Source organism: Kitasatospora sp. NPDC056184 (assembly GCF_042268405.1).
In the GTDB taxonomy this organism is placed as follows: Bacteria; Actinomycetota; Actinomycetes; order Streptomycetales; family Streptomycetaceae; genus Kitasatospora.
Genome location: NZ_JBHJUI010000025.1, coordinates 64,577 through 89,606, shown reverse-complemented (window position 1 = coordinate 89,606; position 25,030 = coordinate 64,577). Strand labels below are relative to the sequence as shown.

Sequence of the window (25,030 nt, the reverse complement as noted above, 5' to 3'; positions counted from 1 at the left end):
GTGGCGAAAGGCGTTCGGGAGCGCGAGTTCCAGAACTTAATGATCCAGTGGTCCCTCCCGATGGGCTGGGGCTTCACCGCAGGGCGGGCGTTGCCGCGTGAGACGACGCAGACGGTGGTCGTCGGCCAGTTGCGGGATGCCCTCGTCCGGCTCAACCCCGGGGTGATCGACGGGTTCGACGTGGGCGCGGTGGTCGAGGAGATCATCGCCACGGTCAATGCCGTCGATGGCGGACTGGTGCGGGCCAACGAGCAGGTGCTGCACCTGTTGCGCGGGCGCAAGGAGTTCCGGGACGCAGACGGCGTGTGGCACGCCCTGAAGGTCATCGACTTCGAGGTTCCGACTGCCAACACGCTGGTCGTATCGGACGAAGTGACCATCACCGTGCCTGGCAAGACCTCTCGCCGGTTCGACCTCGTGTACTGGGTCAACGGCTTGCCTCTGGTTGTGGTCGAGGTGAAGTCCCCCACTGCGAAGTCCGGGTGGATCGACGCCGCACACGAGATCAACGACGTGTATGCCACCGAGTACCCGTGGTTCTTCACCCCCAACGTCTTCTCTGTCGCATCTGACGGGTTGAAGCTGCGGTTCGGGGCCGCTGGCGCGCCGACGAACCTATGGCAGCCGTTCCGGTCCACCTCCGACGACGAGAGCTTGTCCGGGCAGGCCGACGTGCAGCGGTCCGTCGAGCTGCTGATGAACCCCGCCACCATCCTGGACATGCTCGCCAACTTCGTCCTCTTCGCCACCTCCGGGGGCGGGGTGGACATCAAGTACCTGCCGCGCTACCCGCAGATGGAGGCCGCGCACCTGATCCACGAGCGAGTCCTGGCCGGCGGGTCGAAGGGCCTGATCTGGCATCACCAGGGTTCCGGAAAGACGCTGTTGATGGTGTTCGCCGCCTCGCTGCTGCTGGCCGACGCCCGGACCGAGTCGCCAACGATCATCCTGCTCTCGGACCGGACTCAGCTCGTTCGGCAGACCTCCAGGGCCTACACCTCCGCGATGGGTGACTCCTACTTCCACCGCCCCGCCACCAGCCAAGCTTTGCGCGCGCTGTTGGCTGACGACGTGCGCGGCGTCATCTCCACGACCGTCCACAAGTTCGCCGACGCCGGCAAGGACCTGTCGACCCGGGACAACATCATCGTGTTGGTCGACGAGGCACACCGCACCCAGTCCACCAAGGAGAAGTCCCTGGCCTGGCAGATGCGCGCAGCGTTGCCGAACGCCAAGTTCTTCGGGATGACCGGCACCCCGGTCAGGAACCTCGCCACCGACACCTTCGCCCTCTTCGGCGAGGAGACCGACCCGGACAGGGTGCTGCACCGATATTCAGTGTCCCGCTCCCTGCTGGACGAGGCGACCGTCCCGGTCATGCTTGACCCGTACCCGGTCTCCTTCGAGATGAACGATCAGGCGTTGCAGGCCGAGTTCGACGAGTTCGCAGACACCTTCGACCTCGACGACCCCGACCGTGAGGCCCTGTCCCGTAAGTTCGGGCGCCTCACCTCGGTCTTCGCCAACCCCGAGCGTATCCACACGGTCTGTCAGCACATCGTGGACCATTACCTGGCCAGCGCCTACCGCAACGGTCTCAAGGCCCAGGTTGTCGCCTACAACCGCGAGTTGGCCGTGGCGTACACGGACAAGATCAACGAGCTGCTGGCCGGCTTCGAGGCGTCGCAGGTGCTTGGTGAGGTCGGGAAGCACAACCGGATCACCGCTGAGGTGAACATCTCGGTCTCGGACTCCAAGGACGAAGACCCCGCCATGCGGCCGTTCCAGCTCTCGGAGGCTCAGGAAGAGGAGCAAAAGCGGAAGTTCCTCACCCCCGACGACCCGCTGTGCTTTTTGGTGGTGACCGCAAAGCTAATGACAGGGTTCGACGCCCCCAATGAGGGCGTCCTCTACCTGGACAAGCCGCTGAAGGCCCACAGCCTGTTCCAGACGATCACCCGCCCGAACCGTACCTGGGTGTCTCCGACCGGGTTCGTTAAGACCTCCGGCGTGGTCGTGGACTACATCAGCCTGGCCGAAGAGGTCCAGCGGGCCGTTGCCGACCCCACCTCCAAGGGCACTGCCAAGGGCGGCGGTTTCGTCACCGACCTGTCCGACCTGGTCAGAGAGTTCCGTGATGTCTTCGCCCGCATTGAAGACCTCTTCGCGGATGTGGACGGCCTGGACCTCACGGTCCACGGATACGCGTCCGTGCGGGCTGTCAACGACTTCCTCGACGGTAACCCCGGTGCCGCCGAGGTGTTCGCTAAGGACTACCGGCTTCTGGCCCGCTTGTACCCGCTCATCAGCTCCGACAAGCGGGTTGCCAAGTACCGGGACGGCTTCGGCCTGTTCGGATCCGTGTACACGACCCTGTTCAAGAAGTCCTCGGACGAGGAGAGGAAGGAACGACTGGCCGAGCTGGGGCCGATGGTTCTGGAGATCATCAACGCCCACGTCCACTCCTTCGCCGTGGTGCGCTCCCAGGAGGAAGCCCTCGTCCTGGACGCCCAGGGCATCAGCATCCTCAAGGAGCTGCTCGCTCTCGTCCGCCCCAACCCCGGCAAGGACGACAGGGAGGATGAGAAGCCGCCGTCTGCGGCGGAGATTCTGGATCGGATCAAGGCCGCGCTCGACAAGGGCGTCGAACCAGACTCTGCGAAGTACACCGCCCTCGCGGAGCGGATAAGGCAGCTGCGGGACCGGATCATCCAGAACGCCCAGGATGCGCTGGACTTCCTGTCCGAGGCGCTTCGGGTCGCCCGTGCTGTTGTAGACGCCGAGAAGCACCCCAACGAAGCCGTCGTCGTGTTGGACGACGACCACGTGGGCGTCCTGTCGCGGATCATCCATGACCACGCACCATCCGGCCTCACCGTCACGGAGAGGAACCTCGCCGAGGAGATCGACCAGGTGGTCACCCAAACGCTCGCCCGTTCGTGGGACAACGCCGACGCTCGCAACCGAGGCGCTCGCCGCGCCACTGCCGCGGTCTTCCGCCGGTACACGCTGAAGCCGGTAGGGGAGCCGTATGACTCCACCGTCGCCTACATCGAGGCCCATTACCTCGTCGACTGACGAACACGCGGAGGCCCGGACCGCTCAGCGGCCCGGGTCTCCGTCGTTTTGGATCTCTCGCCGGATGGATCGCCAGCCTGCTCGCCGCCGGGATCCAGTGCCTTGGCACCGCTGTCAAGTTGGGCCAGGTTTGTCAGTGGCGGGTGGTATGCCTGTCCTACGACCCGATTGGGCCGCCCGGGTGGTGAAGGGTGGATGAGTATGGCAGGCGAGCGGTATGTCGATCACGGGGTCCTTAAGGCCTTCGCGCAGAACAGGGTGAACGTGCCCGCGGAGGAGGCGAAGGAGCGTCGCCGGCAGGTGAACCACCTACGGGAGCGGCTGGAGAACTACATCGCCGTTCACCCGGACTTCGACCTGGTGAAGCTCCGCGCGTCCGGCAGTACGGCCAAGCACACCGCGATCCGACGCAAGAGCGGCACGGGATCCGACGCGGACGTCGCCGCCTACCTGCGCGTCGGCGACCCCGAGGTCGACGTCTCGACCGTACTGGCCTGGTTGGAGGAGCGCTGCAAGGAGGTCTATGGCAAGACGAAGGACGCGGAGGACTTTAAGCCCTCCGACCACGCGGTCGGCATCACCATGCGGGGCTCCGGCTTGAAGATCGACGTGGTGCCGGTGCTCTACACCGGTGAGCCGGACGACCGGGGCTACCTGGTCACCAGCAAGAACACCAAGGTGCTCACCTCGGTCACGCTGCATCTGCGCTTCATCGAGAACCGCAAAGCGGAGGCCGGTGACGGCTACCGGGAACTGATCCGGCTGCTGAAGGCGTGGATCCGCGAGAGCAAGGTGGCCGACCCGCAGCTGCGCTGCAAGTCGTTCCTGATCGAGCTCCTGGTCGCGCACCTATGGGACAACGGTTGGAACGGCAAGGCGCTCCAGGTCGAGGACTACCCGGCAGCAATCGAGCAGGTCCTCTCCTACATCGTCCGTACCGGCCTGCGGACGCCGATCGTCTTCACCGACTACTACAAGGCCAACGTGGTGAGCGCGACGACGGACCCCATTCAGGTCTGGGACCCGGTCAACCCGGAGAACAACGTCGCGCGTGGCTACAGCGAGCTCGACCGCCAGCGTTTGGTGAATCACGCCAGAGCCACCCTCGACACCATCACGATGGCCGCCTACGCCTCATCGAACGGTGAGGCGCTCGACGCCTGGCGCGAGCTGTTCGGCCCCGCCTTCCCGGGAGCGTGACCATGACCGGCTCGTACTCCAGATCCGCGTCCGGCACGTTCACGATCACCGACGCCCGTTACGTCGGAGGCAGAGTCGGTGCCGACCTGCGTCTGCTTTACAACCTCTATGGCAAGCCCGCCCTCGACAGCATCGAGGACTACGCCGAGGAGGTCGCGATCCTCCTGAACCGTGGATTCCTTGACACGGTCGACTATGGCTTCCGCGACGCGGCCACCAACACCTGGAAGCTCCGTCTGCGCTACAAGGCCACGGTCGGTGGCGAGCTCACCGACTCCCGGCCGGGCAGCTTTCCGGACCCGGTCGACGTCACCGGCTACGGCTTCTACAGCTTCCTGACCTACAGCTCCGCCTTCTGGCTCCTGACCAGCAGCGACAAGGCAGGGCTCAACCTGCCGTTCTCCCGGACAACCGGCACCGCCCCGAGCGCCCTCGCGGGCGCCACCACCGCCGGGCACGGCTTCGCCCGCAACGGTACCGGCGTCGCCCGCGACATCTACGTCGCCCACTAGCCCAGAGCCAGTAGCAGGAGGAACAAGAACGTGACCAGCCAGGACGACCTGTTCCACCCCGTCGTCGAACTGCCCGAGCCCACCCGCCGCGCCCGCTACGACCGACTGGTGGGCCTGGACGACATGAAGCTGCGCCTGCGCAAGGAGGCCGCGCTCCTCGCCGACCCGCGCCGGCTGAGGTCCTGGGCCGCCGAGCACCACGGCGGCGACGTCGCTGCTCTGACCCTCTTCGCGGACCGGGCGCCGCTGTTCGTCTTCGCCGGCGACGTCGGCTCCGGCAAGTCCGCGCTGGCCGAGTCCTTCGGCTGCGACCTCGCCGATTGGCTCGACCTGCCCGTTTACCTGTACCGGCTCAAGCTCGCCACCCGTGGCAGCGGCCTGGTCGGCGAGATGACTTCACTCATCGGCGACGCCTTCAGCCACATGCACACGGCGGGCAAGCGCGTCTCGGGCCCCGAGGGGGCGCGCGCCGTGCAGATTCTCGTCGTCGACGAGGCCGACGCCTTGGTGCAGTCCCGCGAGGCCCAGCAGATGCACCACGAGGACCGGGCTGGCGTCGACGCGTTCCTGGCCGGCATCGACGGTCTGGCCGGCGCTGGGCTCCCGGTCGTGGTCGTGCTGTGCACCAACCGGGTCGGCGCCCTCGACCCCGCCGTCATGCGCCGCGCTGCGGCCACCTTCACCTTTACCCGCCCCGGCGGCGAGCAGCGCCACGCAGTGCTCGCCCAGGCGCTCGACGGGCTCGACATCCGGCCGGAGACCGTCCGCAAGGTCGTAGAGCTCACCGGCCCCACCGGGGCCCGGCCCGGCTATACCTTCTCCGACCTCACCCAGCGCCTGGTCCCGGCCGCCGTCTTCCGCGCCTTCCCCGACCGGCCCGTCACGGACGAGGACCTCCTCACCCTCGCCGAGGAGCTGGAGCCCACCCCCGTCTTCACCGAGGAGCGCTGATGGCGCACCTCCCCGCCCCCGGCCCCACCAGCGTCCGTACAACCGGCGACTACTACCAGTGGCTCGTGGCCTGGGAGGCTTGCCTGACCCTTCTGCGCGAGAACGCCGCCCGCTCGCACAACCCCGTCCGCGCAGTCGGCGTCGAGCTCGACGGTGTGGGCAACCTCGACGATGTCGTCCTGCTGCGCGATGGTCCCCCGAACACCTACAAGCAGGTCAAGTACGCGGTCGACAGCGCCACGCCGGTCAATGAGGAGTACCTGACCAAGCCCAGCACCAGCGACGGCCCGTCGATCCTCAAGAAGATCGCCAAGACGTGGAAGGCACTGACAGCGGACGGTGGTAGCGCCGACCTGCGCCTAGTCACCAACCGGGCCGCCGACCCCAAGGATGAGTTGGTGGCCGGCCGCGACGCCCGCACCGGCCTCCTGATGCCCAAGGCCGCCATCGGCGGAGCCAGGTCGGATCGCGGCAAGGCCCGAGCCCGGTGGGCCCAGGTCGCGGGCCTGACCGAGGCCGAACTCCTCGACCTCCTGTCAGTCCTGCGCTTCGACCTGCCACTGGACATGGTCTGGTACCAGGAGAATCTTCGACTTCTGATGGCCGTCACCGGCCTGCGCAACGACCAGCGGGCGCTGGAGGAGGGAGCCGGCTGGGTCGCCAGGATGGTCCGCAGCGGTCGGCGTGAACTCACACTGCCGATGGTTGAGGCCGCCGTTGCCGAGCTGGACCTGAAGGCAGGCCCCGTTCGGGCCGTCCTGTCGATCGCCACCCTCAAACCGGATCCGATGGCCCCGGACGCCGACCACGCCATCGACTGGGTCGACCGTTTCGCCGGCGACTCCGACTACACCAAGCGCCACCCCTTGGCGCCCAACACTTGGGCACAGCTGCAGGCGGACATCGAGGCCGCGCCCGGACGCTTGCCTGCTGGAACCGCTGCCGTCTCCGTCACCGGCAGCATCCGGCTAGCACCGGCGTTCCTGGTCGGCACCACTTTCCGCATGGTCACCGGCACCGACCTCGCGGCCGTGCAGCGCGGCCAGCTCTGGTCTACCAACGATCCGTTCGACGCCGCCCTGGTCCCGGGTGCCGTGGAGCACGAGATTGGCCAGGGCGACGAGCTCGCCGTTGCCGTCGCCATCGCCACGGACCCGACCGCGGACGTCCTGCAGTACCTGCGTGAGCAGAACCTGCCCATTGCCAAGCTCATCGTCCTCACCCCACCGGGCAGCGCGGCGAGGGACGGCTCCGTCCCGGACAGCCCGGCCGCCAACGCCCTGGCAGTCGGCATCCGCGATCACCTCCGCGGCGCTACCCGCCGATTCCGACGCATGCACCTCTTCCTCGCTTGCCCGATGGGACTGGCCGTCCTCCTCGGCAACCGGTGGAACCGGCTGTGCGAGACCGTGGTCTACGAGGACATCAAGATCGACGACGGTTACCAACCCGCCTTCATCATCCAGGCATGACGGCGTCGCGGGGACCGCAGAAGGTGACCGTCCATCGGTCCACCGGGCACTTGCAGCATGTACTAGACACTTCACCTCACTGGCAGGGAGCACCATGCTCGACTTTCACGAGTTGGCGCAGGACGGCGAAGACCTGGAGCAACTGGTCCGCGAACTCGCCCTGGCCCTCGGGTACCGGGCTAAGTGGTCCGGCCGGGGAGCAGATGGCGGGCGCGACCTTCTCCTGGAGGAGCCAGGCGATGCGCTCCTGGGGGCGAAGACACGAAACTGGGTCGTCTCCTGTAAGCACATGGCCCACGCCAAGGACGGTGCCGGACGCTCGGTTAACGGCGAGGATGTCGGGAGCGCCGGTGGCATCGTGGACGCTGTCGCCCAGCATGACGCTGACGGCTTCCTCCTTGTCTGTTCCACCCAGCCCTCAAGCTCCCTGGTCTCCCGGTTGGAGTCAATCGAGCGGAACAAGGGCGTGCCCACACATGTCTGGGACGGTGTGGAACTGGAGCGCATGCTCACCACTCCCCGTGGGTGGGCGGTGGCCCAGCGGTTCTTCCCTGTGAGTGCCGAGGCCAGCGGGTGGAAGATCTTCGCCACCAACGAGCCGAACCGGTTCATCGGCATCACCCAGGGCTTCTACATCCGCATCGCCAACCGGCATGGGAGAGCACTCGGGTTCCAGCTCGGCAGCATCACCGACCGCCTGGACAGGGTCGCTTCGATCGAACTGCCGGTCGGGCACGAGATTCGCCCCCGAGGCGTCTTCTACGACGATAAGCACGGCGGATTTGTCTGGTACTTCGACTACCTGTACGGAGCCCGCGGTTGGCAACGCGAGGAGATCGAACCGCCGATGGATGCGAACAGGCTGCTTCGGCGCCTCGGCACCGGCACGGTGACCTACGACGACGGTCAGATTGACGACTTCGAGATCACTTTCAGGAAGGTCGACCGCGGCCATGACGCGTATGACGCTGACCACTACAGGTACTACGAGGACGTCCCCAGCTACGTCTAGGGGAGACCGAGCTGTCGGCGATCGGGTCCACGTTGGTGCAGAACGACGGTCCAACTTGGCAGCCGTGCTGGAGTCGAGCATGACCCGCGCTGCGTGAGCGCTGCGTGAGCGGACGGGGTAGCACGTGCCCGTTCGGGCGGGATCGTGGATCACGGCGCAATGTCCTGACCTGCGGGTTCATCACCAAGTGGTCGGTGCTGACAGCAGTCATCATGATCACTCTCGGGCTCGTAATGCGTAGGTCGCGGGTTCGAATCCCGCAGGCGGCTCCGTCGAGAACCCCAGGTCAGTTCGCTGACCTGGGGTTCTTTGGTGTTGTGCGCGGGGTGGGGAGGGGGCGCCGCCGCCGGGTGTCGAGACGTCGTAGTGTGTTGACGAACCATCACTACGTGCGATCGTCACCGATACGACCAGAGGTGGAAACGTGTATCACGCCATCGTCCGGCGCAACCTTCGCCGCTCGTTCGCGGAGGTCGACCGGGGCAACCACGCGGCCGTCGTGCGGCAGTTCGCTCCCGGCGCGGAGCACTGGTTCTCCGGGGGGCACGCGCTGTCCGGGGGGCGTCACAGCGCCGAGCAGATCCAGCGGTGGTACGACCGGCTGGCGGAGGTGATGCCCGATCTGCGGTTCGAGCTGAAGAAGGTCGTCGCCAAGGGCTGGCCCTGGGACACCGTGGCCTTCGCCGAGTGGGTCGACCACCTCACCGACCGCGAGGGCAACCACTACTCGAACCAGGGTGTGCACGTGGTCCGGATCAAGTGGGGCAGGATCACCGAGCTGCACATCTACTGCGACACCGAGCTGCTGGAGACGGTCCTGGAGAAGCTCGGCGGGCAGGGGGTCGGCGAGGCCGTCGCCGAGCCGGTCGGCGACCCGGGTCCGTTCCGGGAGGCGCGCGTCGGCGGGTGAGGGGCCGCGGGTTCAGGGCCGGTCGAGTCCGAGCAGGCGGTGCCACCAGGGGGTGGGGGAGGGGGCGGGGTCCGCGGGGGCGGCCGGGACGCCGTTGCCCTCGACCGGGGCGTCCCACTCGACCAGGGCGGCCGGGAACCAGGTGACCGGTTTGGTGTCGTCGCGGGCGTTGGCCCAGGCGGCGAGGCGTTCGGCGGGTTGCCGGGAGGGGAGCAGGCCGCGTTCGTCGGCGGTGACCCCGAGTTCGCGGGCGGCGTCCTGGTGGAGGCTGTTGCAGAGCCAGCTGTGGATCATGCCGCAGTCGTAGCCGAGCACCTCCCAGCCGAGTTCGTGCCCGCCCGCGGCCGGCTCGGGGGCGGCTCCGGCGCCGGCCGGGGGGTCGAGGTGGGCGAGCAGCACCGGCTCGTACTCGCCGGCCGCGCGGATGTCGGAGACGACGCCGGCGATGTGCTCGGCGGGGATCAGCAGGGCGTAGAGCCGGGCCGCGGCGGGCACCGGGACCGTCGCGCAGGCGTCCAGGGCCTCCTGCGGGGTGGCGAACCAGCAGCCGTCCTCCGGGAGCCGGTCGATCAGGCAGTCGCAGGCCGTGGTCAGTCGTTCGAACCGCAGGCCCGCGCCGGTCACCGGCTCGGGGACCGCCACGAAGTAGCCGGCGAGCAGCGGGCCGCCGCTCCCGGGGGCGGGGGGTCGGGTGGTCGACAAGGCGGGCGTTCCGTTCTGTGGTGCCGGTCGTGAACCGTCAGTGATATCAGAGGCCCGGTCGACCGCGGGATCCGCGTGGCGGCGCCCGCGGGGTGGTGCGGTGGGCGCGGGCCGCGCGAAATCGTCGAACACGCCGGAATGATGATGTGTTGAATTACCTTGATCTCTTGGCAATTCGTGCCCATGGAGGGCTGAATGTTCACTCCTTCTGGTGAATTGCTTGTTCGCAGATCATAAGACAAATCGAGAGTTCCATGATTTCCCTCGAAAATGTCTCGCCACGCGTTCCAGACGCCCTTAGTATCTGAACGAACACTTTCGGTGATCGTTCGACCGCGGGTCGTGAAGGGGGACGTCGTGGGTGGGCATTTTCGCATCGCGCTGCGCCACGGCGCCTACCCGTTCCTGCTGGTCGCCCTGGTCGTGATATCGACCGCGACCCTGCGGATGCGCTGGGACCTCGGCCGGGCGAACCAGCTCTTCCTGCTCGGGACGATCGGCTACATGGCCCTGCTCGAACAGTTGATTCCGTACGAACCGGAATGGTCGCCGAGCGCGCGCGAGTGGGGCTGTTACGGCGTTTACTTCCTGCTGACGATGATCGGCGGGGCCCTCTCCCAGGTGCCGGTGTCCGCGCTCGTCGGCTGGGCGGCCCCGTCGCACGGGGCGCTGCCGCTCTGGGCGGAGATCCCGGCCGCGCTGCTGCTCGGCTCGCTGGCCAACTACCTGGTGCACCGCTGGTGCCACACCGATCCGAGACTCTGGCGGCTGCACGGGGTCCACCACGTGCCCGACAAGGTGAACGTCGGCAACAACGGGGTCAACCACCTGCTGGACGTCCTGCTCACCCAGGGCTGCGTCCAGTTCTCGCTGGCGCTGGCCGGGTTCTCGGAACCGGCGGTGTTCGTGGTGGGCCTGTTCGTCGTCGCCCAGGGCTACTTCGTGCACGCCAACATCGACGTCCGGCTCGGCCCGCTCAACCACGTGCTCGCCGGGCCCGAGCAGCACCGGCTGCACCACAGCACCGACCTGGCGGAGGCCGGTCACTACGGCTCCGACCTCTCGGTGTGGGACCACGCCTTCGGCAGCTTCACCTGGCGGCCGGGGCGCCGCCCGGTCGCGGTGGGGCTGGCCGATCCGGGCGGCTTCCCCGCCACCGGCCGGGTGATCGCCAGTCACCTCCAGGCCTGGCGCAGACCCGCCCGGGCCGAGGGCTCCCCGACCGGCTCGACCTGACCTGCCCTGCCCCTGCCCTGCCCGCACCCGATGTCCCCGTTCCCCGACCCGCCCGGGCCGAGGGCTCCCCGACCGGCTCGTCCCTCCGGCCGACCCGACGTCCGGCCTGCCCGGAACCGGCGCACGGCCCGTGTCCCCCGGCGCGCGCGGCGCTCCCGCACCCCGCCCGCACGCGCGAACGCAGCGACCCAAGGACTCGACTCGCATGACGGATTCCCGCTTCGTCACCTCCCCGGACCTCTCCGAACGCCCCGCACCCGCCGGCCCGTCCGCCGCCGGGCGGGAGAAGATCGCGATCATCGGGATCGGCCTCCGCCTGCCAGGCGGGGCCTGCGACCACCGGTCGTTCTGGCAGAACCTGGTCGACGGCAAGGACTGCATCACCCCCACCCCGCGCAGCCGCTACGACGTGGCCACCCTCGGCAGCCGCGACAAGGCCAAGCCGGGCCGGCTGGTCGGTGGCCGCGGCGGATACATCGACGGTTTCGACGAGTTCGACCCGGCGTTCTTCGGCATCAGCGGCCGCGAGGCCGACCACATGGACCCGCAGCAGCGGAAGCTGCTGGAGGTGGCCTGGGAGGCGCTGGAGGACGGCGGGCAGAAGCCGGCCGAGCTGGCCGGTCGCGAGGTCGGCGTCTACGTCGGCGCGTTCACCCTGGACTACAAGATCGTCCAGTTCTCCGACCTCTCCTTCGAGACGCTCGCCGCGCACACCGCCACCGGCACGATGATGACGATGGTGTCGAACCGCATCTCGCACTGCTTCGACTTCCGCGGCCCCAGCGTCTCGATCGACACCGCCTGCTCCTCCTCCCTGGTCGCCGTGCACCTCGCCGCGCAGAGCCTGCAACGCGGCGAGACCGACCTGGCACTGGCCGGCGGCACCCTGCTGCACATCGCCCCGCAGTACACCATCGCCGAGACCAAGGGCGGCTTCCTCTCCCCGCAGGGCCGCTCGCGCACCTTCGACGCCGCCGCCGACGGCTACGTCCGGGCCGAGGGCGTCGCCGTGGTCGCGCTCAAGCGGCTCTCCGACGCCCTGCGCGACGGCGACCCGGTGCACGCCGTGGTCATCGGCAGCGGCGTCAACCAGGACGGCCGGACCAACGGCATCACCGTGCCCAACCCGGACGCCCAGGTCGCGCTGATCGAACGGGTCTGCGCCGAGGCCGGGATCACCCCCGGCGGCCTCCAGTACGTCGAGGCGCACGGCACCTCCACCCCGGTCGGCGACCCGATCGAGGCGAACGCGCTGGCCCGGGCGCTCGCCGTCGGCCGTCGCCCCGGCGACACCTGCTACGTCGGCTCGGTCAAGACCAACATCGGGCACACCGAGTCCGCCTCCGGACTGGCCGGGCTGATCAAGTCCGCACTCGCCCTGAAGCACCGGACCATCCCGCCGCACATCAACCTGGAGCGGCTCAACCCGGCGATCGACGCGGCCACCCTGCCGTACGAGATCCCCACCGAGCCGACGCCCTGGCCGGCCCACGAGGGACCGGCCCGCGCCGGGGTCAACTCCTTCGGCTTCGGCGGCACCAATGCGCACGTCCTGCTGGAGGCCGCGCCGGAGCGCGAGGCCCCCGCCGACCCCGACCCCGACCCCGACCCCGCGCTCGACGCCGCTCCGGCCGCCGACCTGCCCGCCTGGACGGTGCTGCCGCTCACCGCGCGGGACGCCGCCGCGCTGCCCGAACTGGCCGCCGGGATCCGGGCCGAACTGGCCGGCGTCCGCGGCGGCGGTCCGGCCCGCCCGGCCGACCTCGGCCACACCCTCGCCCACCGCCGCCAGCACCACGACGCCCGGCTCTCGATCGTCTACGACGCCCGCGAGCACACCGCCCGCGCCTCCCTCGACGAGGCGCTCGGCGCGCACCTGCGCGGCGAGCCGCACCCCCGGGTCCTCGCCGACCAGCGCCGGGAGGCCCGGCACCGCCGGCTGGCCTGGGTCTTCACCGGGATGGGCCCGCAGTGGTGGGCGATGGGCCGCCAGCTGTTCGCCACCGAGCCCGTCTACCGGGAGGCCGTCGAGCAGTGCGCCGAGCACCTCGCCGAACTCACCGGCTGGTCGCTGACCGACGAACTCGCCGCCGAGGAGGCGGCGTCCCGGATGGCCGAGACCTGGCTCGCCCAGCCGGCCAACTTCGCCGTCCAGATCGGCCTCGCCGCGCTCTGGCGCAGCCGGGGCGTGCGGCCGGACGCGATCGTCGGCCACTCCACCGGCGAGGTCGCCGCCTTCCACGAGGCCGGTGTCTACGACCTGGCCGACGCGGTGAAGGTGGTGGTCCACCGCAGCCGCCTCCAGCAGAGGCTCGCCGGTACCGGCGGCATGCTCGCCGTCGCGCTCACCGAGGCCGAGGCGCTGCGCCGGCTCCGCCCGTACGGGGACGCCGTCTCGGTCGCCGCCGTCAACAGCCCCGGCTCGCTCACCCTCGCGGGGGACGAGAAGGTGCTGGCCGAACTCGCCGCCGCGCTCACCGCGGAGCAGGTCTTCGCCCGGCCGCTGACCGTCGAAGTCCCGTACCACAGCGCCCGGATGGAACTGATCAAGGACGAGCTGCTGGAGTCGCTGGCCGACCTCAAGGCCCGCCCGGCGCAGGTGCCGCTCTACCTCACCGGCCGCGAGGGCACCGCGCACGGCACCGAACTCGACGCCGGGTACTGGTGGCACAACGTCCGGGACAGCGTCCGCTTCCGGCAGGCCGTGGAGCGGTTGGCCGACGACGGCTACGGGCTGTTCCTGGAGATCGGCCCGCACCCGGTGCTCGGGCGCTCGATCCAGGAGACCGTGGAGGCCCACCCGGGCACGGCGGACCGGCCCGAGGTGCGGACCCTGCCGTCGATCCGCCGCCAGGAGGACGAGCGGGCCGTCCTCACCGCCTCGCTGGCCGCCCTGCACAACCTCGGTGTCCCGGTCGACTGGTCGGAGCTCCAGCCCGCCGGCCGGATCGTCCCGCTGCCGCGCTACCCGTTCCGGCGCGACCGGCACTGGGTGGAGCCGCGGCCGGTCGAGCAGGTCCGGCGCGGGCGGCTGGACCACCCGCTGCTCGGCCGCCGGCTGCCCGGCGCCGAACCGGCCTGGGAGGCCCGGCTGGACGCCGAGGCCCTGCCCTACCTGGAGGACCACCGGATCCAGGGCGACGTGCTCTTCCCGGCCGCCGGGTACCTGGAGATGGCCGTCCAGGCGGTCCGCGCGCTCACCGGCGGCACGGACGCCGCGCTGGCCGACATCGAACTGCGCAAGGCGCTGTTCCTGCCGGACGAGGAGAGCCGTGCGGTGCGGCTCACCCTCTGCGCCGAGCAGGGCTCGTTCACCGTCGCCACCGGCGAGGGCGCCGAGCGCACCGTGCACACGGTCGGCACCGTCCGCCCCGCCCAGCGCCGCCGGCCCGGCCGGCCGCTGGACGCCGAGGCGGTGCGCGGACGAGCCCTGCGCCGGCTCGACGGACCCGACTGCTACGCCGAACTCGCGGCGCTGGGCTACCACTACGGCCCCGCCTTCCAGGGCATCGGGGAGGTCTGGATCGGGCCCGGCGAGGCACTGGCCCGGATCCGCCCGACGGCGCCGGTCGCCGGGCAGGGGGAGCACCACCAGGTGCACCCGGTGGTGATGGACGCGTTCTTCCAGACCCTGCTGACGCCCCAACTGCTGGACGGCCGGCCCGAGTCGGCGGGCATCCGGCTGCCGGTGGCGATCGCGGAGGTCCGCCTGGACGCGGTCGGCGAGCGCCCGCTCTGGGTGCACGCCACCGTCACCCGGGACGCCGGCAGCGAACTCGTCGGCGACCTCGCGGTGTACGAGGAGTCCGGTGCGCCGCTCGGCGGGATCACCGGCTTCCGGGCCGCGGACGTCGAGCAGGCCGCCACCGCCGTCGGCCTCGGCACCATCGACGGCTGGCTCGCCGAGCCCGCCTGGGAGGAGCTTCCGGACGCCGCCGAGGACGTCCCCGACCTGCTGGCCGAACACCCCGACCACTGGCTGCTGTTCGCCGACCGCGGCGGTGTCGCCGACGCCCTGGCCGCGCGGATCGCCGCCCGCGGCGGCAGCTGCCTGCTGGTCCGCCCCGGCACCGGCTACCGGCCCGCCGCCGGCGCCCGTCCGGCCGCCGTCGACCCGGGCTCGGCCGAGGACCTCGCCCGGCTGCTCGCCGACCGCCGCGCGGCCGGCGCCCCCGACCCGGCCGCGGTGGTCCACCTGTGGAACCTCGACCGGCCCGGGCTGGCCGGGGCCGACCACGCCGCCGTCGCCGGCCACACGGCCGAGGGCGCCTACAGCCTGGTCGCCCTGGCCGCCCTGGTGGCCGCCGAACTCCCGGACTGCCGCCTCCACGTGGTGACCCGCTCGGCCCAGCCCGTCACCCCCGGCGAGCTCGTCGAACCCCTGGCGGCCCCCGCCTGGGGCATCACCCGGGTGCTCCGCCACCAGGAACTCCCCTCCCACCAGGGGAAGCTGATCGACCTCGGCCCGTGCGCGGGAACCGCGGCCGGATCCGGAGCGGACTCCGAAGCCGAGGCCCTGCTGCGGGAGTTCGCGCTCGCCGACGAGGACGAGATCGCCCTGCGCGACGGTCGGCGGCTGACCAGCCGGCTGCGGACCGCCGAGGGGCTGAGCCGGCCGCTCGCGCCGCGGCTGCGGGCGGACGCGGCGTACCTGGTGACCGGGGCGTTCGGGGCGCTCGGGCGGCTGCTCTGCCGCACCCTGGTGAAGCGCGGGGCCCGTCGGCTGATCCTGGTCGGCCGCAGCCCGCTGCCGCCGCGCGAACAGTGGCGCGACCTCGACCCGGCGAGTCCGGCCGGGCAGCGGGCCGCCTTCCTGCGCGAGCTGGAGGCGCTCGGCGCCGAGCCGGTCCCGGCGCCGCTGGACGTCACCGACGAGGCCGCGCTGGCCGCCTGGCTGGCCGAGTACCGGCGGCTGGACCGGCCGCCGATCCGGGGCGTCTTCCATCTCGCCGGGCAGGTCAGGGACACCCTGGTCGGCGAACTGGACCGGGCGACCTTCGAGACCGTCTACGGCCCCAAGGTGCTCGGCGCCTTCGCCCTGCACCGGCAGCTGGCGGGCGAACCGCTCGACCACTTCGTGCTGTTCGCGTCGATCGCCTCGCTGCTGACCACCGCCGGACAGACCAACTACGCCGCAGGCAACGCCTTTCTGGACGCCCTGGCCCACCACCGCCGCGCCCTCGGCCTGCCCGCGCTCAGCCTGGACTGGGGCCCGTGGGCCACCGGCATGATCGAGGAACTCGGCCTCATCGACCACTACCGGCACAGCCGGGGCATGAGCTCGCTCGCCCCGGAGACCGGGATGGCGGTGCTGGAGCGGGTGCTCGGCCAGGACCGCGCCCAGCTGCTGGTCGCCACCGTCGTCGACTGGCCGGTGTTCCTCTCCTGGTACCCGGCGCCGCCGCCGCTCGTCGCCGAACTCGCGGCGGCCGCCCGGGAGGCCGCCCCGGTGGCCGGGCGGACCGGCCTGCTGGGCACCCTGCGGGCGGCCGGCGAGGAGGAGCGGCGGGTCCTGCTCACCGAGCGGTTCACGGAGCTGGCCGCCACCGTGCTGCGGGTGCCGTCCGAGCAGGTCGACCCCGCCGCCGGCCTCGGCGGCCTCGGTCTGGACTCGCTGCTCGCGATGGAGCTGCGGGCCCGGCTGAGCAGCGAACTCGGCGTCACCCTCCCGGTGGTGGCGCTGCTCGGCAACACCCCGGTGGCCGAGTTGGCCGCCCGGCTGCACGAGTCGCTGGCCGAGCTGCTGGACGAGGACCCGGACGGCCCGGGCGCGGCCGAGGTCGAGCGCTACGAGGACGAGACGGCCCACCCGCTGACCCAGAACCAGAAGGCGCTCTGGTTCCTCAAGCAGCTCAACCCGGACGGCTTCGCCTACAACATCGGCGGCGCCGTCGAGGTCCGGGTGGAGCTGGAGCCCGAGCTGATGGCGCTGGCCTTCCGGACCATGGTCGAGCGCCACCCGAGCCTGCGGGCCAACTTCGTGCTGGACGGCGGGCGCGCCGTGCAGCGGGTCTCCGCCGAGGTGGAGCCGGACTTCGGGGTCTTCGACGTCGAGGGCCTGGCCTGGGACGACATCCACGCGATGATCGTCCGCGAGTACCGCAAGCCGTACGACCTGGAGCGGGACCCGCTGGTGCGGTTCCGGCTGTTCCGGCGCGGACCGGCCCGCTGGGTGATCATGAAGGCCGTCCACCACATCATCTCGGACGCGATCTCCACCTTCACCTTCATCGAGGAACTGCTCGCCGTCTACGAGGGGCTGCGCCGCGGCCGGGTGCCCGAGCTGCCCCCGGTGGCCGCGCGCTACCTGGACTTCCTCAACCGGCAGAACGCCTTCCTGGCCGGCCGCGAGGCGCCGAGGATGCTGGAGTACTGGCGCACCCACCTGCCCGCCGAGGTGCCGATCCTCAGCCTGCCCACCGACCGGCCGCGCCCGGCGGTGCAGACCCACAACGGCGCCTCCGAGTTCTTCGTCCTCGACGAGGAGCTCAGCGCCCGGGTGCACGCGCTCGCCCGCGAGCACAACGTCACCGTCTTCATGGTGCTGCTCAGCGCCTACTACCTGCTGCTGCACGCCTACGCGGGCCAGGAGGACATCATCGTCGGCAGCCCGGTGACGGGCCGCACCGACGAGGAGTTCGCCGGCGTGTACGGCTACTTCGTCAACCCGCTGCCGCTGCACGTCTCGCTGGCCGGCGAGCCCACCGTCGCCGAGCTGCTGGACCGGGTGCGGACCACGGTGCTCGGCGGGCTGGACCACCAGGAGTACCCGTTCGTGCTGCTGGTGGAGAAGCTCGGGCTGCAGCACGACCCGAGCCGCTCGGCGGTGTTCCAGGCGATGTTCATCCTGCTCCACCACAAGGTGGCCACCGAGAAGTACGGCTACCACCTGGAGTACATCGAACTCCCGGAGGAGGAGGGGCAGTTCGACATCACGCTGTCCGCCTACGAGGACGAGGCGGAGCGCCGCTTCCACTGCGTCTTCAAGTACAACACCGACCTCTTCCTGCCCGCCACGATGGCCCGGATGGCCGGCCACTACGTCAACCTGCTCGACGCGCTGACCGCGGCCGGCCCGGAGCGGGCCGCCACCGGCCTGGAACTGCTCGGCGGCGAGGAGCGCGCGGTGGTGCTGCGGCAGTGGAGCGGCGCCGACCGGCAGGTGCCGTTCCCGGAGCCGGTCCACGAGCTGGTGCTGCGCGCGGCGGCGGCCGACCCGGCGGCGCCCGCGGTGGCCGCGCCGGCCGAGTCCGGGCCGACCGCCCGGCTCTCCTACGGCGAGCTGGCCGAGCGCTCCCGGCGGGCCGCCGCCCGGCTGCGCGCGCTGGGCGCCGGGCCGGGCACCGTGGTGGCGCTCTGCCTGCCGAAGTCGCCGGAGCTGATCACCGCCCTGCTCGCGGTGCTCCGCACCGGCGCCGCCTACCTTCCGCTGGACCCGGGGCACCCGGTGGACCGGCTGGCGTACATGGTCGGGCACGCGGGCGCCGCCCTGCTGGTCGGCGACGACGCCGAGCGGCTCGGCGCGCTGCCCGCCCGGCTGGTCACCACCGCCGAACTCGGCGCTGCCGGCGGCGGGGTCGACGGCGCGGCCGACGGCAACCTCGACGGCGGGGTGGACCTCGGGGTCGACGGCGGGTTCACCGACGCGGTGGTGTCCCACGACGACCCCGCGTACGTCATCTACACCTCCGGGTCCACCGGTCGGCCCAAGGCGGTACGGGTCTCCCACGGCAACCTCGCCTCGGCCTACCGGGCCTGGCAGGCCGAGTACCGGCTGGACACCGACGCCCGGGTCCACCTCCAGATGGCCAGCACCTCCTTCGACGTCTTCACCGGGGACGTGGTCCGCGCGCTCTGCTCGGGCGGCTCCCTGGTGCTGATCGGCCGGGAGCTGCTGTTCAACACCGCCCGGCTGTACGAGGTGATGCGCACCGAGCGGGTGGACGCCGCCGAGTTCGTCCCGGCGGTGGTCCGCACCGTCCTGGACCACTGCGAACGCACCGGGCAGGACCTGGCGTTCATGCGGCTGCTGGTGGTCGGCTCGGACGTCTGGAAGGTCGAGGAGTACCAGCGGCTGGCCGCCCTCTGCGGGCCCCGCACCCGGCTGGTCAACTCCTACGGCCTGACCGAGACCACCATCGACAGCGCGTACTTCGAGGGCCCGGCGGACGGCCTGGAGCCCAGCCGGATGGTCCCGATCGGGCGGCCGTTCCCCAACAGCGCCTTCTACCTGCTCGACGCGCAGGGCCGGCCCGTGCCCCCCGGCGTCACCGGGGAGCTGTGGATCGGCGGCTCCGGCGTCTCGCTCGGCTACCTCGGCGACGAGGAGCAGACCGCCGACCGGTTCGCCACCCGGCCGCTCGGAGGCCCCGAGGGCACCGAGCCCGTCCGGCTCTACCGCACCGGGGACCTCGCCCGCTGGGACACCGGGGGCGGGGTGCACCTGCTCGGCCGGGCCGACTCGCAGATCAAGGTCCGCGGCCACCGGATCGAGCTGGGCGAGATCGAGACCCAGCTGGCCGAGTGGCCCGAGCTGGAGCGCGCGGTGGTCACCGTCCGGCCGGACCGGGACGGCGAGCACGTGCTCTGCGCCTACTGCGTGCCGGCGCCCGGGCGGACCTTCGACCACCGCGAGCTCCGCCGCCACCTGGCCGGCTACCTGCCGACCTTCATGATCCCGACGCACTTCGTCGAGCTGTCCGCGCTGCCGCTCACCGCCAACGGCAAGGTGGACACGGCCGCGCTGCCCGAGCCCCGGTCGGACGCCGCGGAGGCCGCGGAGCCGCCGGTCACCCTCTACGAGGTCCGGATGGCCGAGCACTGGCGGGCGCTGCTCGGCATCGAGGAGCCCGGCCTCCAGCACGACTTCTTCGAGTCGGGCGGCTCCTCGATCAAACTGATCGAGCTGATCCACGGGCTGCAGGCCGAGCTCAACATCAGCATCCCGGTCAGCCAGCTCTTCAAGGTCACCACCCTGCACGGGATGGCGAAGACCGTGGAGCACATCATCACCGGCCGGATCGAGGGCGCCCAGCCGTACCTCTGGTTCAACCAGGAGCAGCAGCAGACGCTGTTCTGCTTCCCGCCGGCCGGCGGCCACGGGCTGGTGTACCGGCAGTTCGCGGCGCACCTCCCGGAGTACCGGACGGTCGCCTTCAACTACGTGACCGGGGACGACAAGGTCGACCGGTACGCGGACCTCGTCGAGACGCTCCAGCCGGAGGGGCCGTGCGCCCTGCTCGGCTACTCGCTCGGCGGCAACCTCGCCTTCGAGGTGGCCAAGGAGCTGGAGCGGCGCGGCCGGGCGGTGCCCAACGTGGTGATCATGGACTCGCACCGCATCCCGGAGTCCTTCGACCTCGCCGACGAGCACCTGCAGGCCTTCGAGCGGGAGCTGGCCGAGCACCTCCAGCGGCACACCGGTTCGGCCGCGGTCGCCCAGGAGACCCGCGAACAGGCCCGGGACTACCTGCGGTTCTGCAGCCGCACGCCCAACCTCGGGGTGGTCGCGGCGGCGCTCAGCGTGATCTCCGACGACGAGAAGGTGGCGCTGTACGAGGCCGGGCAGCACGGTGCCTGGCACGGCAGCTCGGCCACCCGGACGGCGGTCTTCAAGGGCTTCGGCACCCACGCCGAGATGCTCGACCGCGAGTTCATCGCCCACAACGCCGGGCTCGCCCGGTCGATCCTCACCGGAGCCGCCCCCCATGCGTCCTGAGACGGCCCAGGGCCGAGCCCCGAGCCTGCCCGCCCCCGCACGAGAGACGGACCCGCCGATGCTCCGCCAGCACTCCCCGCTGACCTACCCCTTCGAGCCGAACGGCCTCGAACTCGACCCCCGCTACGCCGAGCTGCGCGAGCAGCCGCTGGTCCGGATCCGGATGCCGTACGGCGACGGCGCCTGGCTGGTCACCCGCTACGAGGACGTCCGGACGGTGCTCGGCGAGCCGCGGTTCAGCCTGGCCGCCGCGATGGGCGAGGACCAGCCGCGGATGCGTCCGGTGGCCCGCACCGGTGCCGGCCTGTTCTCCACCGAGCCGCCCGAGCACACCCGGCTGCGCTCGCTGGTGGCCAAGGAGTTCAGCGCCCGCCGGGTCGAGCGGCTGCGGGTGCGGGCCCGGGAGCTGGCCGACGAGCTGCTCGACGGGATCCTCGCCAAGGGGCAGCCCGCCGAGCTGGTCGAGGACTTCGCGATCCCGATGCCGACCACCATCATCTGCGAGGTGCTCGGCATTCCGGCCGAGGACCACCGGATGCTCTGGCGCTGGGCGGAGACGGTGCTCTCCGCCGTCACCCCCGGCGAGGTGCTGGCGGTCGACGGGCAGGCGTTCATCGACTACATGGCCGGGGTTCTGGAGCTGCGCGGCCGCGAGCCCGGCGAGGACCTGCTGACCACGCTGGTCCGGGCCTGCCGGGAGCAGCGGCTGATCAGCGAGGAGGAGCTGCTCTCCATCGCCTGCGACCTGCTGATCGCCGGCTTCGTCTCCACCACCAACCAGATCGGCAACTTCTTCCACCAACTGCTGGTGAACCCGGAGGAGTTGGCGCGGCTCCGGGAGCGGCCCGAGCTGATCCCGAAGGCGGTCGAGGAGCTGATGCGCTACGTGCCGCTGCTCACCGGCTTCAGCCTGCCCCGGTACGCCACCGAGGACGTCGAGCTGGGCGGGGTGGTGATCCGGGCCGGCGAGGCGGTGATGATCGCCACCGCCGCCGCCAACCGGGACCCGGAGGTGTTCGAGGAGCCGGAGCGGCTGGTGCTGGACCGGCCGGCCAACCCGCACATCGGCTTCGGCCACGGCGTGCACTACTGCATCGGCGCGCACCTCGCCCGGCTGGAGCTCCAGGTGGCGATCGAGCAGGTGCTGACCCGGCTGCCGGGCCTGCGGCTGGCCGTCCCCGAGCGCGAGCTGCGCTGGAAGGAGGACGCCATGGTGAACGGCCTGCGGGCGCTCCCGGTGGCCTGGTGACGAACCGGCACCCCCGCGGGTGCCGCCCCCAGGGACGCCGCCCCCGCGGACGCCACCCCCACTGACGCCACGGCACGGCACGGCTAGGCAAAGCACGGCACGGCTAGCAAGGACGACGAGGAAGGCCAGGAATGGCACGGCAGACGGACACCGCACGCCGGCGGGAGTCGATGATCATCGTCGGAGGCGGTCTCGGAGGCCTGTCCACCGGGTGCTACGCCCGGATGAACGGCTACCGCACCAGGATCTTCGAGATGCACGAGATCCCCGGCGGCTCCTGCACCGGTTGGGACCGCAGCGACTTCACCTTCGACTGGTGCATCAGCTGGCTGCTCGGCAACGGCCCGGGCAACGAGATGTACCAGATCTGGCTCGAACTGGGCGCGCTCCAGGGCAAGGAGATGCGGCACTTCGACGTGTTCAACATCGTCCGGGGCCGGGACGGCCGGGCGGTCTACTTCTACTCGGACCCGGACCGGCTGGAGGCGCACCTGCTCGGCCTCTCGCCGGCCGACGCCGCGCCGATCCGGGAGTTCTGCGCGGGGATCCGGACCTTCCGCAAGGCGCTCGCCGCCTACCCGTTCCTCAAGCCGGTCGGGCTGATGGGCCGGCTGGAGCGCTGGCGGATGCTGGCCTCCTTCACGCCGTACTTCAACACCATCCGCAAGTCGATCGCGGTGCTGATGACGGACTTCTCGCAGCGGTTCCGCGACCCGCTGCTGCGCGAGGCCTTCAACTTCATCCTCTACGAGAAGCACCCGGCCTTCCCGGTGCTGCCGTTCTACTTCCAGCTCGCCTCGCACGCCAACCACGCGGCCGGGGTGCCGGAGGGCGGTTCGCTGGCGCTGGCCCGCTCGATCGAGGACCGCTACCGCGGGCTCGGCGGGGAGATCACCTACAACGCCAAGGTCGAGGAGATCCTGGTCGAGCGGGACCGCGCGGTGGGCGTGCGGCTCAGCGACGGCCGGGAGTACCGCGCCGACATCGTGGTGTCCGCCGCCGACGGCCACACCACGGTGATGAAGCTGCTCAAGGGCCAGTACCTCAACGACACCTACCGCCGGCTCTACACCTCGCTGATCGACGAGCCGGGCCAGCTGTCGCCGGGGTACGTGGCGCTCTTCCTCGGCCTGCGCAAGCCCTTCCCGGCGGGCGACCCGTGCACCACCTACCTGCTGGACGAGCGGGAGGCGGCCCAGCTGACCGGGATCCGCTGCCCGTCGATGAACGTCCAGTTCCGCACCCGGCACTACCCGGAGCTGGCGCCGTCCGACTCCACGGTGGTGTTCGCGACGTACTTCTCCGACATCGCCCCCTGGCGGGCGCTGCACGAGGGCCCGGAGCAGTCCTCCCGGATCCGGCGCGGCGAGGAGCTGCACACCCTGCCGGTCAAGCACGGCCGGGAGTACATGGCGGCCAAGCGCAGGGTCCGCAACGGCGTCGTCGGCTTCCTGGACGAGCGCTTCCCGGGCTTCAAGGACGCGGTGGCGATCGCCGACGTCTGCACCCCGCTGACCCAGGTCCGCTACACCGGCGTCTACGACGGCACCTTCCCCGGCTGGAACCCCTTCGTGGAGGGGGCCGAGACGGTGGAGGAGGAGATCAAGCGGAGCGGCCCGGTGCTGCCCGGGCTGTCGAACTTCTACCTCTCCGGGGTCTGGGCGACCATCGGCGGGCTGATCCGGGCGGCCGCCGCCGGACGGCACGTCATGCAGTTCGTCTGCCGGGACGACGGGCTGGAGTTCACCGCCGAGATCGACCGGAGCGCGCCGATGCCGACGCACCTGGTCATCCCGGTGGGCCGGGCCGCCGAGCCGGTCCGGGCGGAGCCGGCGGAGGCCGGCGCGGCGGCGCGGACCGAGGACAGCGAGAACATGGAGACGGGAGCCCTGGCATGAGGATCGAGAAGTGGGTGGTCCGGGAGCACCTGGACGGCGTGCCCGACGTCAACCGGGTCTACGAGAAGGTCGTGGAGGACGTCGAGATCGACCTGCGGCCGGACGAGATGCTCTTCCGGACCAGGTACGTCTCGGTGGACCCGTACCAGAACGGCCTGGCGCTGGAGACGCCGATCGGCCACCACATGGGCGCCGACTCAATCATGGAGGTGGTCGGGGCCGGGCCGGAGGCGGCGTTCGGGGTCGGCGAGCTGGTGCAGGGCTTCGGCGGCTGGCGCACCCACGTCGTCCACAACGGCGCCGAGGAGCTGTGGACCACCGGCACCTTCCCGATGGTCTTCCCGGCCTACCGCCGGCTCGACCCGTCCTGGTACGACGAGCGGCTGCCGCTGTCCACCGCGCTCGGCATCATGGGCGCGCCCGGGATGACCGCCTGGGGCACGCTCACCCGCTTCCTGGAGGTCCGCCCCGGCGACACCGTGGTGATCAGCGGCGCGTCCGGCTCGATCGGCACCCTGGTGGGCCAGTTGGCGAAGCGGGCCGGCGCCGGCCGGGTGGTCGGCACCACCGGCTCGGCGGGCAAGGCGGAGTACCTGCGCGGGCTGGGCTTCGACGAGGTGGTGCTCTACGCGCAGACCGACGACGCGGAGAAGGCCCGGCAGGCGCTGCTGCTCGCCGCGCCGGACGGCGTCGACCGGTACTTCGACAACCTGGGCGGGAGCATCACGGACGCGGTGTTCACCATGCTGAACGTGGACAGCCGGGTGGCGGTCTGCTGGCAGTGGGCGACCACCGTGAACGGCGAGCTGACCGGGCCGCGGCTGCTGCCGTACATCATGTTCCCGCGCACCACGATCCGCGGGATCTTCGCCCAGGAGTGGTTCACCGAGCCGCTGCTGGCGCAGATGCACCGGGAGCTGGGCGGGCTGGTCGGCAGCGGGGAGATCCGCTACCACCAGACCGTGCACAAGGGCTTCGACGCGATCCCGCAGGCCTACCGGAGCCTCTACCTGGACCGGGAGGCCAACCGGGGCAAGGTGCTGGTCCAGGTGTGAGCCGGTCCGCGGGCGGGAGAGTGCCGGCCCTCTCCCG

Annotated in this window: 13 protein-coding genes; 12 read left to right on the top strand and 1 reads right to left on the bottom strand. The window is 71.0% G+C overall.

What is annotated here, in order from left to right; translation table 11 throughout:
* From ACFC0B_RS33820 to ACFC0B_RS33790, 7 genes are all read left to right on the top strand, one after another.
* Entirely contained in the window at positions 1–3,078 is a 3,078-nt protein-coding gene (locus ACFC0B_RS33820) for a type I restriction endonuclease subunit R (RefSeq protein WP_376094755.1), read from the top strand.
* Positions 3,079–3,273: 195 nt separating this feature from the next.
* The gene (locus ACFC0B_RS33815) at positions 3,274–4,278 is read left to right on the top strand and encodes a CBASS oligonucleotide cyclase (protein ID WP_376094752.1); all 1,005 of its coding nucleotides are present in this window, start codon (positions 3,274–3,276) and stop codon (positions 4,276–4,278) included.
* Between the two features lie 2 nt (positions 4,279–4,280).
* Positions 4,281–4,790 carry a hypothetical protein gene (locus ACFC0B_RS33810; protein ID WP_376094749.1) on the top strand — a complete coding sequence of 170 codons (510 nt, stop codon included), beginning with the start codon at positions 4,281–4,283 and terminating at the stop codon, positions 4,788–4,790.
* A gap of 30 nt (positions 4,791–4,820) precedes the next feature.
* Complete coding sequence (locus tag ACFC0B_RS33805; protein WP_376094746.1) at positions 4,821–5,741, top strand: AAA family ATPase; 921 nt, start codon at positions 4,821–4,823, stop codon at positions 5,739–5,741.
* On the top strand, positions 5,741–7,213 hold the full coding sequence (locus ACFC0B_RS33800; protein ID WP_376094742.1) for an SAVED domain-containing protein: 1,473 nt from the start codon (positions 5,741–5,743) through the stop codon (positions 7,211–7,213). Before ACFC0B_RS33805 ends, ACFC0B_RS33800 begins: the two co-directional genes overlap by 1 nt.
* A gap of 94 nt (positions 7,214–7,307) precedes the next feature.
* Positions 7,308–8,225 carry a restriction endonuclease gene (locus ACFC0B_RS33795; RefSeq protein WP_376094739.1) on the top strand — a complete coding sequence of 306 codons (918 nt, stop codon included), beginning with the start codon at positions 7,308–7,310 and terminating at the stop codon, positions 8,223–8,225.
* Positions 8,226–8,649: 424 nt separating this feature from the next.
* Positions 8,650–9,135 carry a nuclear transport factor 2 family protein gene (locus ACFC0B_RS33790; RefSeq protein WP_376094736.1) on the top strand — a complete coding sequence of 162 codons (486 nt, stop codon included), beginning with the start codon at positions 8,650–8,652 and terminating at the stop codon, positions 9,133–9,135.
* 12 nt (positions 9,136–9,147) lie between these two features.
* Here ACFC0B_RS33790 and ACFC0B_RS33785 read toward each other — a convergent pair whose 3' ends face one another.
* The gene (locus tag ACFC0B_RS33785; RefSeq protein ID WP_376094733.1) at positions 9,148–9,837 is read right to left on the bottom strand and encodes a hypothetical protein; all 690 of its coding nucleotides are present in this window, start codon (positions 9,835–9,837) and stop codon (positions 9,148–9,150) included.
* A 357-nt stretch (positions 9,838–10,194) separates the two neighbouring features.
* On the opposite strand from ACFC0B_RS33785, the gene ACFC0B_RS33780 reads away from it, so the two are divergent.
* The 5 genes from ACFC0B_RS33780 (at position 10,195) to ACFC0B_RS33760 (ending at position 24,993) form a co-directional block, all read left to right on the top strand.
* Positions 10,195–11,073, top strand: a complete 879-nt coding sequence (locus ACFC0B_RS33780; protein WP_376094730.1) for a sterol desaturase family protein — start codon at positions 10,195–10,197, stop codon at positions 11,071–11,073.
* Between the two features lie 205 nt (positions 11,074–11,278).
* Positions 11,279–20,791: an amino acid adenylation domain-containing protein gene (locus ACFC0B_RS33775; RefSeq protein ID WP_376094727.1), complete on the top strand. Its 9,513-nt coding sequence runs from the start codon at positions 11,279–11,281 to the stop codon at positions 20,789–20,791.
* Between the two features lie 58 nt (positions 20,792–20,849).
* The gene (locus ACFC0B_RS33770) at positions 20,850–22,040 is read left to right on the top strand and encodes a cytochrome P450 (RefSeq protein ID WP_376094724.1); all 1,191 of its coding nucleotides are present in this window, start codon (positions 20,850–20,852) and stop codon (positions 22,038–22,040) included.
* Between the two features lie 131 nt (positions 22,041–22,171).
* Positions 22,172–23,938, top strand: a complete 1,767-nt coding sequence (locus ACFC0B_RS33765) for a phytoene desaturase family protein (protein WP_376094721.1) — start codon at positions 22,172–22,174, stop codon at positions 23,936–23,938.
* Complete coding sequence (locus ACFC0B_RS33760; RefSeq protein ID WP_376094718.1) at positions 23,935–24,993, top strand: MDR family NADP-dependent oxidoreductase; 1,059 nt, start codon at positions 23,935–23,937, stop codon at positions 24,991–24,993. The genes ACFC0B_RS33765 and ACFC0B_RS33760 overlap by 4 nt, the downstream gene beginning before the upstream one ends.
* Positions 24,994–25,030 lie beyond the last annotated feature (37 nt).